We start from the raw sequence: 16281 nt of genomic DNA on the forward strand, positions 1-16281 counted from the left end.
CGGCCGCATCGCCCGGCGTGTTCGTGACGAAAAATGTTGATTCTCCAGCAAAAAACCCCGAAATGGCGTTGGATACGCCGGCAAGCAGCCGCTCGCCCGTTGATCGATTGGCCGCCTGCGGCTAACGATCAGGGAACTGTGAGCGAACGCGCAGAGGGAGCTCGCTTGGACCCCATCGAGAAAGCTATCCGCAATGCCTTCGAGAAAGGCAATGCCGAGGACCGGGCGTTCCGAGAGAAGGTCTATCGATCGGCCTTTGCCGCGCTGGACCGCGTCCTGCAGGCCAACCCGAACATCACGGTCGAGGCCGCCATCGGCCGCCGCAAGGCGGTGCAGGCCAAGATCACCGAGATCGAATCAGAGTTCCTGCCGGCCGTCCCCGATGTGACGTTGCCGCCGGAAAATGTGGTGCCGGCCAGCAATGGCGCGCCGGCGCCCCGCGTCGAGGCGCCTGCCGTTTCGGCCGCGCCTTCGGTCGACGCGCCGCTGCCGCCGTCGCAATCAGCACGCTCACCCTCGATCACCGTCGACGGGCCGGTGCAGCCAGATGCTTCGGACCAGCCGCGTTCGCGCGTGCTGCCGCGCGTGCCCGACATCATGCCGGACGAGACAGCACTTCCCGACGCGCCGTCGCTCGATGATTCGCCGGGCGCTCCCGTCGGCAACGGCGCCCAGGTTGCGCCCGACCGCGACGAGCGGCGGATCAGGGGCCGGCGGCTGCCGCTGACCGCGATCTTCGTTGTCGCGACATTGCTCGCCGCCGCCGGCATCGGTCTCTACTTCGCCAAGCAGACCGGTGTCTTCAAGACGGCGGCCGAGCTCGACACCGGCCCGCCGGAACCGACGCCGACCCTTGACAGCGAGGACTCGTCGCAGCCGGGCGACACCGGCTCGCCGCAGAAGCCGGGCGAGGCGGACCAGTCGAAGAACTGGATCAACGTCTTCTCGCCCGCCGACCCGACCCATGTGAGCACGCCGTCCGACGCAGGCGCCGACGTGATGAAGGACGACACCGGCCAGTTCCTGCGCATCCGCTCCGGCGCTTCCGGTTCGGCCATTGCCTTCGATGTCGGCCAGGGCGTGCTGGAGAAGCTTGTCGGCAAGCACGCCATGTTCGACATCGTCGCCCGCTCGGAAGAGGGCAAGGAGACGCAGATATCGGTCGACTGCAATTTCGGCGATCTCGGCGATTGCGGCCGCAAGCGCTACGCCGTCGGCCACGAACGCAACGAATATCTGTTCGACGTGCAGTTCCCGGACAAGCATCCGGGCGCCGCCGGCACCATCGCCGTCAACTCCGACATCGACCAGAAGGGCAAATCGGTCGATATCTACGAGATACGCGTTTCGATCGCGCAGTGATCGCGTCTGTGTAGTTATCGACGCAGGCGCAGCACCCCACCCGCGCCTTCGGCGCGACCTCCCCATCAAGGGGAGGTAGAAGGTCGCGCCAACCCCTAGCTCCCCTCGATGGGGAGGTCGCGCCGCAGGCGCGGGCGGCGTGACAGCGCCGAGGTCGGATTTTTGGCCCTTAGCCATCCAACAACGCTTGCAGCGTCTCGATGCGGTCGGCTTCCGCCGCCGGCTTGTCCCAGCGCAGCCGTGAGATGCGGGGAAAGCGCATCGCGACACCCGATTTATGCCGGGTCGAGCGGTTGAGGCCTTCGAACGCCACCTCCAGCACGAGGCCGTTGCGACGGTCGGCGCGCACCGAGCGCACCGGGCCGAAACGCTCGATCGTGTTGTCGCGCACATATTTGTCGATCTCTCTCAGCTCCTCGTCGGTGAAGCCGAAATAGGCCTTGCCGACCGGCACCAGCTCTTCCGAGCCCTCGGGGCCGGACCACACACCGAACGTGTAGTCTGAATAGAAGCTGGAACGCTTGCCGTGGCCGCGCTGCGCATACATCAGCACCGCGTCGATGGTGTGCGGGTCGCGCTTCCACTTGAACCACGGGCCTTTCGGCCGGCCGGCAAGGTAGGGCGAATCCCAGCGCTTCAGCATCACCCCTTCGATGATCGGATGCGGCGGCGTCTGGCGCAGCCGCTCCAGCGTCTCCCAATCGGGGAACTCGACCAACGGCGACAGATCGAAGCGGCTGGGATCGAGCGTCTTGATGAAGGCCTCGAGGTGCCTGCGGCGCTCCGCGAAGGGCAGCGAGCGCAAATCCTCGCCGTCGATCTGCAGCGCGTCGTAGCAGCGCATGAAGGCCGGATAGCGCTGCTGGATCTTTGGCGACACGCTCTTGCGGTTCAGCCGCTGCTGCAGGTCGGAGAAGGTTCCAGTCGCCTCGCGAGGGTCGCCGACCAAAAGCTCGCCGTCGAGCGCCGCTTCGAAATTCATCGCCGCGGCAAGATCCGGGAACGCGCCGGAGACATCATCGCCGGTGCGCGAATAGAGCCGGCGCACGCCGCCCTCGCAGACCGCCTGCACACGGATGCCGTCCCACTTCCACTCCGCCGCATAAGCGCCGTGGTCGAGCTTTTCGAGGTCGCCGTCGTCGACGGCGTTGGAGAGCATCACCGGCCGGAACAGCGCAAGTGCCGTGCTCCTCGGCTTTTCCGCCCGGCCTTCCAGCCAGGCGAACAGCTCGGTGTAAGGCGGCGTCAGCCCGTGCCAGAGCTCCTCGATCTCGCTGACATCGACTTTGCCAAGATCGGCCAGAGCCTGTTTGGCGAGCCGCGCCGACACACCGATGCGCAGGCCCCCGGTAACCAGCTTGATGATGGCGAAGCGTGCCGAGATATTGGCGTCGTCGAGCAGCCGCGCCAGCACCTTGGGCCCCTCGGAGCGGCTTGCCGCCTGCAGTCTGCCGACCACCTCGGCAAGCGTCGGCACATGGTTGGCGATGTGCCCTTGCGGTTGCGGCCAGACCAGCGACACGGTCTCGGCGAGGTCGCCGACATAGTCGTAGGAATAGCCGAACAGCACCGGATCCATGCGCTCCACCACCAGCGCGCGCAGCATCGCCGGCTTCACCGCCGCGATGTTGAGATCGCCCGTGATCGCCGCCAGCGCCAGGCCGCGATCGGGGTCCTCGACGCTGTGGAAATAGTCTCTGAGCAGCGTCAGCTTGCCGTTGCGCGACGGCGTCAGCACGAGACGGTCGAGGAGCTCGGCGAAGCGGTTCATGCGCGCCACGCCAGGGGCAAAAGCCGGCGCGAGGCCCCCCTCTCTGGCCTGCCGGCCATCTCCCCCTCAAGGGGGGAGATCAGATGTCGCCACGGCTTTCGCCAATCTCCACTGTCGCGGGAGATGCGCCGGCGCCGAAACTGCCAATCTCCCCCCTTGAGGGGGAGATGTCCGGCAGGACAGAGAGGGGGCCGTAGAGCGCGGCGGTGACGATTGGCGAACACTGTTCCATCAATCGCCCTCGTCCTCATAGCCCACCAGATGCAACGGCCTTGCCGCGATGCCCTCCAGCTCGCACCAGCGCACCAGCGCTTCCTCGCGGCCATGCGTGACCCAGATTTCCGCAGCACCCGTTTCCTTGATGGTGATGATCAACTCGTCCCAGTCGGCGTGGTCGGAAATGATCAGCGGCAGCTCGACGCCGCCCTGCTTTGCCCGCTGGCGTATGCGCATCCAGCCCGAGGCGAAGCAGGAGATCGGGTCCGGAAAACGCCGCGCCCAGCGATCGGCGAAGGCCGAGGGCGGGCCGACGACGATCGCGCCGGCGAAATCGGCCTTGGCGCCGCTTTCAACCGTCGCCGGCTCGAGCCGGCCGAGATCGATCCCCTGGCTCTGATAATATTCGCTGAGCTTGGCCAGCGCGCCGTGGATATAGATCGGCTTGTCGTAGCCGGCGTCGCGCAACAGCCGCATCACACGCTGCGCCTTGCCGAGCGCATAGGCGCCGATCAGGTGCGAGCGTTCGGGAAACTGCGCCGCCGATTTCAGCACGCGCGCGATCTCCTCATGGTCCGGCGGATGCCGGAACACCGGCAGGCCGAAGGTCGCCTCGGTGATGAAGACATCGCACCGGATCGGCTCGAACGGCAGGCAGGTGGCGTCCTTTTGCCGCTTGTAGTCGCCGGAAGCGACGATGCGCATGCCCCGGTGCTCGACGCAGATCTGCGCGGAGCCCAGGACATGCCCGGCCGGGTGGAAGGTGACGGCGACGCCGTTCATGTCGAGTGTTTCGCCATGCACTGCCGCCTGCGTCGTTCCGGCGAAATCCTCGCCATAGCGCAGTCCCATGATGTCGAGCGTCGCTTGCGTGGCGAGCACCGAGCGGTGGCCGGAGCGCGCATGGTCCGAATGGCCATGCGTGATCAGCGCCCGCTCGACGGGCCGCACCGGATCGATGAAGAAATCGCCGGGCGGGCAGTAGAGGCCCTCCGGCCGGGGTTTGAGCAGGTCGCTGGCGCGCATGGCTCCAAGATAGTGGCTAAATTCAGCGCGGGAAGCCCGTTGCAAGAGACTGCTGACTCATCTTAAAGCCAGCCGCCGGCTCCGCATCCACGGTGGGATTCCTCACGAATGAAACCGCTCCAGGCCTCCTCGGGCGATTTGACTGCCGACCGTCGCGCCGATTTCGCCGAGATGCTGCTCGCCTCGGGCGAGCCCGCGCAGGCGGCGGAGCTCCTGCTCGGCGCGCTGGAACTGGCGCCGCGATGGGCCGCCGGCTGGTTTCGCCTCGGCGAAATGCAGGAGGCGGCTGACCGCCTCGATCAGGCCGCGCAGGCCTGGGTCATGGTGCTGAAGCTGGACCCCGCGGACCGCCTTGGCGCCGCGCTCAAGCTTCAACTGATCGGCAAGGCGCCCGCGTCGCCTGCGCCTCCCAGCGCCTTTGTCGAGACCTTGTTCGATCACTACGCCGACAGTTTCGAGGAGTCGCTTGTCGGGAAGTTGGGCTATCGGCTGCCGGACTTCCTCGGCCAGGCCATCCGCAAGGCAAGGCCCGGCCGGTTCCGGCTGGCCATCGACCTCGGCTGCGGCACCGGCCTGATGGGCGAAAGGCTGCGCCCGTTCGTCGACCGGCTGGAGGGCTACGACATCTCGGCCGCCATGCTCAGCAAAGCAAAGGCCAAGGGCATCTACGACCTGCTGGCCAAGGCCGACCTTCAGCATTTTTCCCACTCCGGCGCGGGGGCCGACCTCGTGGTCGCGGCCGACGTGTTCATCTATCTGGGCGCGCTCGAACGCATCGTCGGCGCGGTGGTCGGCACGCTTGCCGAGGACGGCCTGATCGCCTTTTCGCTCGAGACGCTTGCCGGCAGCGATGATTTCGCTCTGCGGCCGTCGCGGCGCTACGCCCATTCCGAGGCCTATGCGCGGCGCGTGCTCTCGGCCAACGGGCTTGCAGTCCTGTCTCTGGAAAGCGTGGTTATCCGGCACGATCGGCATGATCCCGTCGAGGGCCTGGCCATTGTGGCCGGCTTTGCCGCTGCATCTGCCGGGTGAGCAATCCGGCACTCTCATGAGCCCGGCCTTGCTGCGAAAAAGCCTGAATGGCATGGTCGGGGTGGCGCGGGGCAGACATCACGAGGAGAAATCCATGCGCTGGACCATGGTTGTGTTGGCGTCCTGCCTGACCGTCGCCGGCTGTGTCGGCGGCACGTCGATGGCCGAGCGCCAGGACGAGGACGTCCAATCCTCATTGCAATATGACGATGTGCCTTGCGATCAATTGCTGGCGCAGCGCAACCAGCTGGCGCAGCAGAACAGTCTGCCGATCACGGCCAAGCCGAGCTTCTCCAATCCGGCGATGGGCTTCGGGCCGTTCACGCCGGACATGCGCTCCAAGGCGCAGCGCGCCAGCAACAAGGCGAGCGGCGAGATCGACGCCATGAACCGCTCGATCGAGCGCCGCGACTGCGGCAAGCCGAAGAAGAAGGAGACGTTCGGACTGCCCGGCTCGCAGCCTTCCTGAGCGTCCGATATTCCGTATTCCGTTTGGGCGCTCTGCTGCATCGACGAGCGTTTGATCGCGCTTGAAAGACCACCGATGAACCTCTCACCTCGGCGAACGCATCTGCATCCTGGGACCGTCCAACAGCGGCAAGTCCACCCTTGCCAACGCAATCGCGCGCAAGCGCGGTCTGGAGGCAGTTCATCTGGACGTGCTTCATCATCTGCCCAATACAGACTGGGAGCCGCGTTCAAAGGACGAATTCATTGCTCTGCACGATGCCGCGATAGCTGGGCAGCGCTGGGTGATGGATGGCAACTACTCGGTTTGCATGCCCCAGCGTTTCCGGCGCGCGACCGGCTTGATCCTGCTGGACGTATCCACACCCATCAGCTTGCTGCGTTATTTCCGGCGATCCCTGTTCGAGACCGGCAGGCACGGCGCCCTGGAAGGCGGGCGCGACAGCGTCAAATGGGACATGATCCACCATATCGCCGTATTCACGCCGCGAAATCGCAAGCTATACAGCGCGATGCTGGATGCGATCGACCTGCCGAAGCTGCGGCTGTCCTCGGTGAGTGCAATCAAGCAATGTTTCCGGGACTGGGGTTTGAGCCTGAACTAGTGGCACCGCACAGGGGTTTTGACCGGTCGGCTGTGTTTTGCGTTGGCAGGTGGCATGCTTTGGAGATTGGCCGGAACGCCCAAACGCTGGCGATGAACTGGAGGCTCCTGAACCTCGTCATTCTAGGGCGGAGCAAGGAGCGTAGCGACGCGCGCAGACCCTAGAATCCATTCCGTTACCGAGACCGAAGTGTGCAACGGTGCAGAATTCTGGACCGCAGCGGCGCTTCCAAGTCACGGCATGGATCCTCGGGTCTGCGCGCGTCGCTACGCTCCTTGCTCCGCCCGTGGATGACGACCGCGACAGGCGTCTCGGCCAATCGCCAAGGCATGGGGTCTGCCAAGGCAACTAATATCCGGCCTCGCGGTCGACCAGGTTTTCGAGCTTCTCGCCGCGCTCGAACGCATCCATCTGCCGCAGCATGGCTGGCACCAGATGAGCCGGATCCGATGTCGCCGCCGCGTGTGGCGTGATAAAGACTTTCGGATGGCTCCACAGCGGGCTTGTCTTGGGCAGCGGCTCGACCTCGAACACGTCGAGGCTCGCTTCCTTCAGCGTGCCGTCGTCCAGCGCGCGCACGATGTCGGCGTCCTTCTGCAGGCGTCCGCGACCGGCATTGATCAGCACCGCGCCGCCAAGCCCGTTGCGCCGGCGCAACTCCTTGAGCAGCCCGTAATTCACGATGCCCTGGGTTTGCGGCGTCAGCGGCAACAGCACGACGAGAATATCGGTGGCGTTGAGGAAGGGGATCAGCCCCGCCTCGCCGGCATAGGTCGAAACACCTTTCATCGGCCGGTCGGTGCGCGACCAGCCGTTGACGGCAAAGCCGAGCGACAAAAGCACCGATGCCGCCGCGCGGCCGAGATGGCCGAGGCCCATGATGCCGACGGAAATGTCGCCGGCCGGGCGCTGCGGCGGCTCGTGCCAGATCTTCTTCGGCTGCTGCGCCCGGTAGAGCATGCCGTGCCGATGGTGATCGAGCACCCGCCAGACGACATACTCGGTCATGTATTGGGTGAGATTGTCGGCGACCACCCTGACGATCGGCACGTCGGGCAGGCCGGGATCGGCGAAGATATGGTCGACGCCTGCGCCGACCGAGAAGATGGCTCGCAGGTTGGGCAGCCCGGAGAGCAGGTTCGGCTTATGTTTCCACACCACCGCGTAGGCGATCGAGGGATCGTTGGCGCCTGCCGGCTCCAGCACCACCTCGCGCTCGGCCGCCAGCAGCTGATGCCAGCGCTGCGGATGAAAGGCCGTGACGGCAAGCAGGATTTTGCCTTTTTCCATTTGCGGATTCAGTCCTTGTTACGTCAATCCAGCCGGGCCTATTCGCTGACCACGCCGGTCGGCGCCGTCTCGATCTTGAAGGCCGCCGCCATCAGCGCCCGCGTATAGTCGGTCTGCGGGCTGCCGAAGATCTGTTCGGAAGGTCCCGCTTCGACGACCTTGCCATTGCGCATGACGATGACGTCATTGGCAAGGGCGCGGACGACCTTGAGGTCGTGGCTGATGAAGAGATAGGCGAGATTGTGCTTGGCCTGCAGGTTACGCAAAAGATCGACCACCTGCGCCTGCACGCTCATGTCGAGCGCCGAGGTCGGCTCGTCGAGCATGACGAAGCGCGGATTGAGCACCATGGCGCGCGCGATGGCGACGCGCTGGCGCTGGCCGCCGGAGAACTCGTGCGGGTAGCGATGGCGCGTTTCCGGATCGAGACCGACCTCCTTCAGCACGGCGACCACCTTGTCGTCGCGCTGGTCGGGCGAGAGCTTCGGCTCGTGGATCTTCAGCCCTTCCTCGATGATCTCGGAAACCGACAGGCGTGGGCTGAGCGATCCGAACGGGTCCTGGAAAACGATCTGCAATTCGCGCCTGAGCGGCCGCATGGCGCTGAAGGAGAGCTGGTTGATGTCGCGTCCGTTAAAGTTGATCGTGCCGGTCGAGGAGATCATCCGCGCGAGCGCCAGCCCGAGCGTCGTCTTGCCCGAACCGGATTCGCCGACCACGCCCAGCGTCTGGCCGGCGCGCACGGTGACGTCGATGCCGTCCACGGCCTTCACATGGTCGACGGTCTTGCGGAAGAAGCCCCTCTTGATCGGGAACCAGACCTTCATGTCCTTGCCCGCCATGACGGATTTGGCGCCCGGGTCTGCCGCAGGCGGCTTGCCCTTCGGCTCTGCGGCCAAGAGATGCTTCGTGTAAGGATGTTGCGGGTTGGCCAAGATCTCCTTGGTCGGCCCGGTCTCGACGATCTTGCCCTTGGTCATCACGCAGACACGGTCGGCGATCTTTCTGACGATGCCGAGGTCGTGCGTGATGAACAGCATCGACATGCCCTTGCGGCTTTTCAACTCCGCGAGCAACTGGAGGATCTGCGCCTGCACGGTCACGTCGAGCGCCGTCGTCGGCTCGTCGGCGATCAAAAGCTCCGGCTCGTTAGCCAAAGCCATGGCGATCATGACGCGCTGGCGCTGGCCGCCGGAGAGCTGGTGCGGGTAGGCATCGAGACGTTTCTCCGGCTCGCGGATACCGACCTCGTTGAGCAGCTCCAGCGTGCGCGCCCTGGCCGGAGCATCGCGCAGGCCTTGATGCAGTTGCAGCACCTCGACGATCTGCTGCTCGATCGTGTGCAGCGGGTTGAGCGAGGTCATCGGCTCCTGGAAGATCATGGTGATCTTGTTGCCGCGCACGCCGCGCAACGCCTTCTCGTTCATGGCGAGCAGGTCGGCGCCGCTGAACAGGATTCTGCCCGAGGGATGGCTGGCGGCGGGATAGGGCAGGAGCTTCAGCACCGACAGCGCCGATACCGATTTGCCCGAGCCGGATTCGCCGACCAGGGCAACCGTCTCGCCCTTGCCGATGTCGAACGAGACATGGTCGACGGCGATGGACTGCTTGCCGCCCTGCGCGAAGGCGACGCTCAGATCTTGGACGGACAGCAGGGCTTCGCTCATTTGAACGTCTTGCGCGGATCGAAGGCGTCGCGCGTCGCCTCGCCGATGAAGACCAGCAGCGACAGCATCAGCGAGATCACGATGAAGCCGGAAATGCCGAGCCAGGGCGCGTTGAGGTTGCGTTGCGCCTGTTTCAGCAATTCGCCGAGCGAGGCCGAGCCGGGCGGCAGGCCGAAGCCGAGATAGTCGAGCGAGGTCAGCGTCGAGATCGAGCCGGAGAGCAGGAAGGGCAGGAAGGTCAGCGTCGCCACCATGGCGTTGGGCAACAGGTGCCGGAACATGATGGTGAGGTTTGGCACGCCGAGCGCGCGCGCCGCGTTGACATATTCGAAGTTGCGGGCACGCAGGAATTCGGCCCGCACCACGCCGACCAGGGCCACCCAGGAAAACAGCAGCATCAGGCCGAGCAGGATGAAGAAGCCGGGCGGCAGGATGGCCGAGACGATGAGCAGCAGGTAAAGCACCGGGATGGCCGACCAGATCTCGATGAAACGCTGGAAGAGAAGGTCGGTCCAGCCGCCGAAATAGCCTTGCACCGCGCCGGCCGCGACGCCGATTAGCGACGAGCCGAGCGTCAGGATCAGCCCGAACAGAACCGAGATGCGGAAGCCGTAGAGCACTCGGGCCAGCACGTCGCGGGCCTGGTCGTCGGTGCCCAGCCAGTTCCAGTTGCCGACAACGCAGTTCTCGTCGGCCTCTCCCTTCGGGTATTGGCCGCAGCGCTTGTTCTTGTCGTAAAGCCAGGATGGTTTTGCCGGCGCCGGCTCTGGAATGGCGTTGTTGACGGTCTGATAGGAGTAACGGACAGGCGGCCAGATCATCCAGCCATTGGCATTGATCTCGTCCTGGATGACCGGATCGCGATAGTCGGTGACGGCGTAGAAACCACCGAACTTCTCTTCCGGATAGGCGACCAGGACCGGAAACAGGATCTCGCCCTTGTAGGAGGCGATGATCGGCTTGTCATTGGCGATCAGCTCGGAAAACAGCGACAGCACGAACAGGAGCAGGAAGATCCAGAGCGACCAGTAACCGCGCCGGTTGGCCTTGAAATTCTGCAGCCGCCTCTGGTTGAGCGGCGACAGGAATGGCCTGCTAGGCCTGGCCGGCGCGCTTTCGATCGCAGCCTCGGCCATCAGATGTCTCTCCGCTCGAAGTCGATGCGCGGATCGACCCAGGTGTAGATCAGGTCGGACAACAGGCCGACGAACAGGCCAAGCAGCGAGAAGATGTAGAGGGTGGCGAACACCACCGGATAGTCGCGGTCGATCACCGACTTGAAGCCGAGCAGGCCGAGGCCGTCGAGCGAGAAGATGTTCTCGATCAGCAGCGAGCCCGTGAAGAAGGCCGAGATGAAGGCGCCGGGGAAGCCGGCGATCACGATCAGCATGGCGTTTCGGAAGATGTGGCCGTAGAGCACCTTGTGCTCCGACAGGCCCTTGGCGCGCGCCGTCACGACATATTGCTTGCGGATCTCTTCGAGGAAAGAGTTCTTGGTCAGCAGCGTCGTCGTGGCGAAGGCCGACAGCACCAGCGCCGTCAGCGGCAGCGTCATATGCCAGAAATAGTCGGCGATCTTGGCGGGCCAGGACAGCTGGTCCCAATTGTCCGAAACGATGCCGCGCAGCGGGAACCAGTCCCAGAACGAACCGCCGGCGAACAGCACCATCAGAAGGATGCCGAACAGGAAACCGGGAATGGCATAGCCGACGATGACGACGCCGCTGGTCCACACGTCGAAGGTCGAGCCGTCCTTCACCGCCTTGCGGATGCCGAGCGGGATCGAGATCAGGTAGGACAGAAGCGTGATCCACAGACCGATGGAAATCGAGACCGGCATCTTCTCCAGGATCAGGTTCAGCACCGAGATATCGCGGAAATAGCTGTCGCCGAAATCGAAGCGGATATAATTCCACAGCATCATGCCGAAGCGCTCGAGCGGCGGCTTGTCGAAGCCGAACTGCTTTTCCAGCTTCTTGATGAATTCAGGATCGAGCCCCTGCGCGCCGCGATATTTCGAGCCGACATCGCCGGCCACGTCGAGATTGCCGCCACCGGCGTCGCCGCCACCGCTGCCGAGGCGGTCGTTGCCGCCCTGGTTGGTCAGCTTGGCGATCACCTGCTCGACCGGGCCGCCCGGCGCGAACTGGATGACCGCGAAGGAGATCGCCATGATGCCGAACAGCGTCGGGATCATGAGAAGAATGCGGCGCAGGATATAGGCGCCCATCAGGCGACAGGCCCCGCGCGGATGATCATGTCAGGCTTTGCCAATCTTTGCCGCCTTGCCCTTGTCGAACCACCACAGCGCCTCGACCGGAAAGCCGAAATCGGGTTTCTGCCCTGGAAAGCCGAACATGTCCCAATAGGCGCTTCGGTGATTCGCCAGATACCAACTTGGAATCCAATCGCGCCGCGCGCGCAAGGCCCGGTCCAACGCGCGCATGGCGGTGGTCAGGCTTTCACGGTCCTTGGCGGCGCCGACGGCATCGATCAGCGCATCGACGGCTGGGCTTGCAACGCCCGACAGGTTGCGCGAGCCCGACACCGCGGCGCTGCGCGAGTGGAAGAAGATCTCCAGATCGTCGCGGGTCGGCGTGGCGCTGAAATTGAAGGCGGCCGAGAGCAGGTCGAAATCGAATGTTGATTGCCTCAGCTGGTACTGCGCCGAATCCACCAGGCGGATCGAGGCATCGATGCCGATGGCTTTCATGTTGGCGACCCAAGGCGAATAGACCTGCACGAAGGTCTCGTCGTCGACCAGAAATTCAGCGGCCAGCCGGCCGCCCTTGTCATTGAGCACGAAATCGCCTGAGCGTTTCCAGCCAGCCTGTGCGAGCAGCTTCAGCGCAGCGCTCAGTTGCTTGCGGTCTCGTCCGGACCCATCCGATGGCGGTTGCGTCACCGCTTCACCGAAGGTCTCCGGCGGCAGCTGGTCGCGCAGCGGTTCAAGCAGCGCCAGCTCCTGCGGCGACGGCATGCCCGTAGCCCGGAAGTCGGATTTCTCGAAGCAGGACTGCGAGCGTTCATAGGAGCCATAGAAGAAGTTGCGCCGCGTCCATTCGAAATCGAAGCAGAGCGCGATCGCCTGCCGCACGCGTGGGTCCTTGAATTGCTCGCGCCGTTGGTTGACCGCGGTGGCCTGCATGGAAGGCGTGGTCTCGGCCGGGAACTCATGCTTGATCACCTTGCCGGCGGTAAAGGCCGGAAAGGCGTAAGCCGTCGCCCAGACGCGCGAGGTGAACTCCTCGCGGTAGAGGATCTCGCCCTTCTTGAAGGCCTCGAACCCGGCTGTGCGATCCTGGTAGAATTCGATGCGGATGCGTCCGAAATTGTTCTGGCCGCGGTTGACCGGCAGGTCGTTGCCCCAATAGTCGGCCACGCGCTCATATTCGACCCAGGCGCCCGCCGACCAGCGCCCGACTTTGTAGGCGCTTGAGCCGAGCGGCGGGTTGAGCTGGGAGGAGTCGAAGGGATTGGCGGTGAAGAAGGCTTTCGAAAGGATCGGGAATCCGACCACGTTCAGGATGGTGCGGGCCGACTGCTTGCCTGAGAATTTGAGCTGCAGCGTGTGAACGTCGACGGCTGCCGCGTCGTCGAGGTGGGTCAGCGACAGCGCGTAGTCGGGATGCCCCTTGTCCTTCAGCAGCTTGAAGGTGAAGGCGGCGTCTTCCGCAGTCAGCGGGGAACCATCGTGGAACCGTGCCTGCGGGCGCAGCGAGAAGGTGAAACTGTTGCGGTCGTCAGAAATCGTCACGCTTTCGGCGATCAGCCCGTAAACAGCATCAGGCTCGTCGAGCGCCCTCGCCATCAGCGTATCGAAGCACATCTCCATGCGCTGCGGGGAATCGCCCTTGGGGACGAAGGAATTCAGCGTGTTGAAGGTCTGCGGACTCTGGTTGGCGCCCCAATTGGGCGGCGAGAAATTGAAGGTGCCGCCTTGCGGCGCATCGACGTTGACATAGTCGAAATGCGTGAAGTCGGGCTTGTATTTCAGGTCGCCGAAGGCCGACAGGCCGTGCAGCTTGACGCCGGTCGGCGTGTCGGCAAACGCCCGGCCTGGCAGCAGTGCGGCGGCAGTGGCTGCGGCGCCGAGCGCCAGGAAATCGCGGCGAGGAAGCAAAGTCCGCCGCTCCATCAATTGAGGCCCTTGTACTTGGCGGCCAGCGCCTTTTCCTTCGCGGGGTCGATCCACCAGGAATCGATGTCGGCGCCGAGATACGCCGGCTGCTTTTCCGGCATGCCGAACTTGTTCCAATAGGCATACCAGACAGCCGATCGATAGTACTGCGGCAGAACGTAGAAGTTCCACAAGAGCACCCGGTCAAGGGCATGGGTGGCGGCGACAAGGTCGGCGCGATCGGTGGCGAAAATGATCCGATCGATCAGGGCGTCGACGACCGGGTCCTGGATGCCCATCAGATTACGCGATCCCGGGGTTTGTGCTGCCTTAGAACTCCAGAATTCGCGCTGCTCGTTGCCGGGCGATTCAGATTGCTGAAGCACCGTCGTCACCACGTCGAAGTCGAAATGATTGATACGGTTGATATACTGGGTCTGGTCGATGATGCGTAGGGTGGCGTCAACCCCAATCTTGCGCAGGTTGGCGATGTAAGGGCTGGAGATGATCTGGTCGGTATCGTTCGAACCCAGTATCTCGAACTTAAGCGGCGCGCCGGTCTTCGCGTTGACCATCTTGCCGCCTTTTATCTGCCAGCCGGCCTGAGCAAGAAGATCAACTGCCTGTTTGAGGTATTTCCGCTCAGCCTGAGGCGAGTCGTAGACAGGCAGCTTGAACTCCTGCGTAAACAATTCGGGGGGCAGCTTATCGCGATACTTCTCCAGGATATCCAGCTCCTTGCCTTGCGGCAGCCCGCTTGACGCCAGTTCGGTGCCCTGGAAATAGCTCGATGTTCTGGTGTTGAAACCGAAAAACAACGTCCTGTTCATCGTCTCGAAGTCGAAGGGCAGGGTCAGCGCCTCACGCACCCTGCGGTCCTGGAAAAGCGGTCGCCGCTGGTTGAATACGAAGCCCTGCATGGGCTGCGCATGCTCGCTCTCGAAGGTTTTCTTGATCACGTCCTCAGCCTTGAAGGCCGGGAAGTTGTAGAACGTCGCCCATCTGCGCGAACTCATCTCGCGATGAGTGTCGTCAAGTCCACCTTTGGTGAAGGCCTGCCATGCGGCGTTGTCGTCGAGGATGTAAGTGAAGTGCTGCGTGTCGAAATTCTCGCGGCCGATCTTCACCGGCAGCTTGGCCCCCCAATAGTCGGGCACCCGCTGCCAGACGATCTCCGAACCGGGCCTGAAGCTGGCGATCTTGTAGGCGGCGGAGCCCAGCGGCGGCTCCAACGTCGGCCTGGTGATGTCGCGCTTCTTGCCGCTTGCATCGGTGCCTTCCCACCAATGCTTCGGCAAAACGACAAGATCGCCGAGGATCTTGGGCAGCTCTCGATTGCCCTTCTGGTTGAAATGGAACTCGACCTCGCGATCCGAGATCGCGACCGCCTCGGTCACGTTCTCGAAATAACGGTTGTATCTGGGGCTGTTGGCCTTCAGCACCTGGAATGACCAGACCACGTCGTCGACGGTGATCGGCTTGCCGTCATGCCATTTGGCGCGCGGATCGAGCCGGTAGGTGGCCGAGGAAAAATCGGCAGGGTACTTAAAGGCGTCTGCGATCAGCGGGTGGCTGACGCTGCCTTCGTCGGTGGCCTGTTCCATCAGCGTGTCGTAAAGCAGGCCGCCACCAAAATCGGCGAAGCCGGCGGCGGGCGACCCTTGCACTATATACGGGTTGAAGCTGTCGAAGGTCCCTATAGCGACGGCATTGTAAGTGCCGCCCTTCGGCGCATCCGGATTGACGTAATCGTAACGCTGGAAGTTCTCGCCGTATTTGGAAGGTCCGATCAGCGACGATGTCGTGTGCCACTCATCGGCGAAGCTGGCCTGCAGGCTGGCGGCGAAGGCGAGCGCCAGCGCCGATGCGAAAAGCGTGCGGAAGCGGCCAACCTTCATGCGTTCTCCTCGTCGCTAGTTCCAACCACCCGCAATCTAGATCATTTGACGCCGGTGGAAACCGCAAGTGCCGGCTTTGTCGCCGCCTATGCAGGTTTCCTAACAGAAAAGCCGGGACGAACCCGGCTTTTCTGAGGATATCACCATTACAAATTGTTTATTGAGCAGGCGCCGCGGGCTTGGCCGGGGCGGCTCCTTCGGCCGGTTTAGCTGCGCCATCCGCCGGCTTGGCGGCTTCGGCAGGCTTCGCCGAGGCGTCGGCGGCGGCGCCCGGCTGCGGCAGCGGCTTCGGATTGTCCGACAGCGTGCGCAGATAGGCGATCACATTGGCGCGGTCTTCTTCCTTCGGCAGGCCGGCGAAGCCCATCGCCGTGCCCTTCACGAACTTCTTCGGCGAGGTGATGAAGTGGTTGAGGTTGTCGTAGTTCCAGTGCTCCTGGCCGCCCTTGGAGAAATCCTTCATGCCGGACGAATAGGCAAAGCCCTCGTGCTCGGCGACGGGGCGGTCGACGATGTCCCAGAGATCCGGACCGACCTTGTTCGGACCGCCCTTTTCGCCGGAATGGCAGGCCTGGCACTTTTTGAAGATGGCGGCGCCCGCATCGGCGCTGGCGCTGGCGAGCAGATCGGCGATCGGCTTTTCAGCCGCGGCCGGCGCGGCCGCGCCGCCTTCGGTCGGCTCCTGCGCCTCGATGGCGAAGCCGGGCTTTTCGGGGGCGGGCGAGGCGAACAGCCCGTCCGAGACGAGGCCTATCGAAAAGACGATGAAGCAGGTTCCCAGAAATCCGCCGAGCAGCTTGTTGACTTCGTTGGAATCCATACGCCC

13 protein-coding genes are annotated in these 16281 nt (G+C 63.9%); 4 read left to right on the forward strand and 9 right to left on the reverse strand.

Annotation, left to right across the window (positions count from 1 at the left end; translation table 11 throughout):
* Nucleotides 1-165 precede the first annotated feature (165 nt).
* Entirely contained in the window at nt 166-1362 is a 1197-nt protein-coding gene (locus tag EJ068_RS20780) for a hypothetical protein (RefSeq protein ID WP_127249678.1), read from the forward strand.
* 169 nt (nt 1363-1531) lie between these two features.
* Here EJ068_RS20780 and EJ068_RS20785 read toward each other — a convergent pair whose 3' ends face one another.
* The gene (locus tag EJ068_RS20785) at nt 1532-3133 is read right to left on the reverse strand and encodes a cisplatin damage response ATP-dependent DNA ligase (protein WP_127249677.1); all 1602 of its coding nucleotides are present in this window, start codon (nt 3131-3133) and stop codon (nt 1532-1534) included.
* 231 nt (nt 3134-3364) lie between these two features.
* Nucleotides 3365-4375, reverse strand: a complete 1011-nt coding sequence (locus EJ068_RS20795) for a ligase-associated DNA damage response exonuclease (protein WP_127249676.1) — start codon at nt 4373-4375, stop codon at nt 3365-3367.
* Between the two features lie 108 nt (nt 4376-4483).
* Here EJ068_RS20795 and EJ068_RS20800 point away from each other — a divergent pair, with 108 nt between their 5' ends.
* From EJ068_RS20800 to EJ068_RS20810, 3 genes are all read left to right on the forward strand, one after another.
* Nucleotides 4484-5407 (forward strand): methyltransferase domain-containing protein, encoded by a 924-nt coding sequence (locus tag EJ068_RS20800; protein WP_127249675.1) that lies wholly within the window; start codon nt 4484-4486, stop codon nt 5405-5407.
* 94 nt (nt 5408-5501) lie between these two features.
* Nucleotides 5502-5876: a hypothetical protein gene (locus EJ068_RS20805; RefSeq protein WP_126062891.1), complete on the forward strand. Its 375-nt coding sequence runs from the start codon at nt 5502-5504 to the stop codon at nt 5874-5876.
* 100 nt (nt 5877-5976) lie between these two features.
* The gene (locus tag EJ068_RS20810) at nt 5977-6480 is read left to right on the forward strand and encodes an AAA family ATPase (RefSeq protein WP_127249674.1); all 504 of its coding nucleotides are present in this window, start codon (nt 5977-5979) and stop codon (nt 6478-6480) included.
* A gap of 348 nt (nt 6481-6828) precedes the next feature.
* Here the strand turns inward: EJ068_RS20810 and EJ068_RS20815 are convergent, their stop codons facing one another.
* The 7 genes from EJ068_RS20815 to EJ068_RS20845 all read right to left on the reverse strand — a co-directional run bounded on the left by EJ068_RS20815 (nt 6829) and on the right by EJ068_RS20845 (nt 16275).
* Nucleotides 6829-7770 carry a glyoxylate/hydroxypyruvate reductase A gene (locus EJ068_RS20815; RefSeq protein ID WP_127249673.1) on the reverse strand — a complete coding sequence of 314 codons (942 nt, stop codon included), beginning with the start codon at nt 7768-7770 and terminating at the stop codon, nt 6829-6831.
* 38 nt (nt 7771-7808) lie between these two features.
* Nucleotides 7809-9437: an ABC transporter ATP-binding protein gene (locus EJ068_RS20820; RefSeq protein WP_127249672.1), complete on the reverse strand. Its 1629-nt coding sequence runs from the start codon at nt 9435-9437 to the stop codon at nt 7809-7811.
* A complete protein-coding gene (locus EJ068_RS20825; protein WP_127249671.1) occupies nt 9434-10573 on the reverse strand; it encodes an ABC transporter permease in 1140 nt (379 codons plus the stop codon). The genes EJ068_RS20820 and EJ068_RS20825 overlap by 4 nt, the downstream gene beginning before the upstream one ends.
* Nucleotides 10573-11667, reverse strand: a complete 1095-nt coding sequence (locus EJ068_RS20830; RefSeq protein ID WP_127249670.1) for a microcin C ABC transporter permease YejB — start codon at nt 11665-11667, stop codon at nt 10573-10575. Before EJ068_RS20830 ends, EJ068_RS20825 begins: the two co-directional genes overlap by 1 nt.
* A gap of 30 nt (nt 11668-11697) precedes the next feature.
* A complete protein-coding gene (locus EJ068_RS20835) occupies nt 11698-13575 on the reverse strand; it encodes an extracellular solute-binding protein (RefSeq protein ID WP_127249669.1) in 1878 nt (625 codons plus the stop codon).
* Complete coding sequence (locus EJ068_RS20840; RefSeq protein ID WP_127249668.1) at nt 13575-15455, reverse strand: extracellular solute-binding protein; 1881 nt, start codon at nt 15453-15455, stop codon at nt 13575-13577. Before EJ068_RS20840 ends, EJ068_RS20835 begins: the two co-directional genes overlap by 1 nt.
* 157 nt (nt 15456-15612) lie before the next feature.
* On the reverse strand, nt 15613-16275 hold the full coding sequence (locus EJ068_RS20845; RefSeq protein WP_127249667.1) for a cytochrome c family protein: 663 nt from the start codon (nt 16273-16275) through the stop codon (nt 15613-15615).
* Between the last annotated feature and the right edge of the window lie 6 nt (nt 16276-16281).

Source organism: Mesorhizobium sp. M2A.F.Ca.ET.043.02.1.1, from assembly GCF_003952405.1.
GTDB lineage: Bacteria > Pseudomonadota > Alphaproteobacteria > Rhizobiales > Rhizobiaceae > Mesorhizobium.

Coding starts and splice junctions, on each gene's coding strand:
- EJ068_RS20785 (WP_127249677.1), bottom strand. CDS start 3,133: ATGAACCGCTTCGCCGAGCTCCTCGACCGTCTCGTGCTGACGCCGTCG.
- EJ068_RS20795 (WP_127249676.1), bottom strand. CDS start 4,375: ATGCGCGCCAGCGACCTGCTCAAACCCCGGCCGGAGGGCCTCTACTGC.
- EJ068_RS20800 (WP_127249675.1), top strand. CDS start 4,484: ATGAAACCGCTCCAGGCCTCCTCGGGCGATTTGACTGCCGACCGTCGC.
- EJ068_RS20805 (WP_126062891.1), top strand. CDS start 5,502: ATGCGCTGGACCATGGTTGTGTTGGCGTCCTGCCTGACCGTCGCCGGC.
- EJ068_RS20815 (WP_127249673.1), bottom strand. CDS start 7,770: ATGGAAAAAGGCAAAATCCTGCTTGCCGTCACGGCCTTTCATCCGCAG.
- EJ068_RS20820 (WP_127249672.1), bottom strand. CDS start 9,437: ATGAGCGAAGCCCTGCTGTCCGTCCAAGATCTGAGCGTCGCCTTCGCG.
- EJ068_RS20825 (WP_127249671.1), bottom strand. CDS start 10,573: ATGGCCGAGGCTGCGATCGAAAGCGCGCCGGCCAGGCCTAGCAGGCCA.
- EJ068_RS20830 (WP_127249670.1), bottom strand. CDS start 11,667: ATGGGCGCCTATATCCTGCGCCGCATTCTTCTCATGATCCCGACGCTG.
- EJ068_RS20835 (WP_127249669.1), bottom strand. CDS start 13,575: ATGGAGCGGCGGACTTTGCTTCCTCGCCGCGATTTCCTGGCGCTCGGC.
- EJ068_RS20840 (WP_127249668.1), bottom strand. CDS start 15,455: ATGAAGGTTGGCCGCTTCCGCACGCTTTTCGCATCGGCGCTGGCGCTC.
- EJ068_RS20845 (WP_127249667.1), bottom strand. CDS start 16,275: ATGGATTCCAACGAAGTCAACAAGCTGCTCGGCGGATTTCTGGGAACC.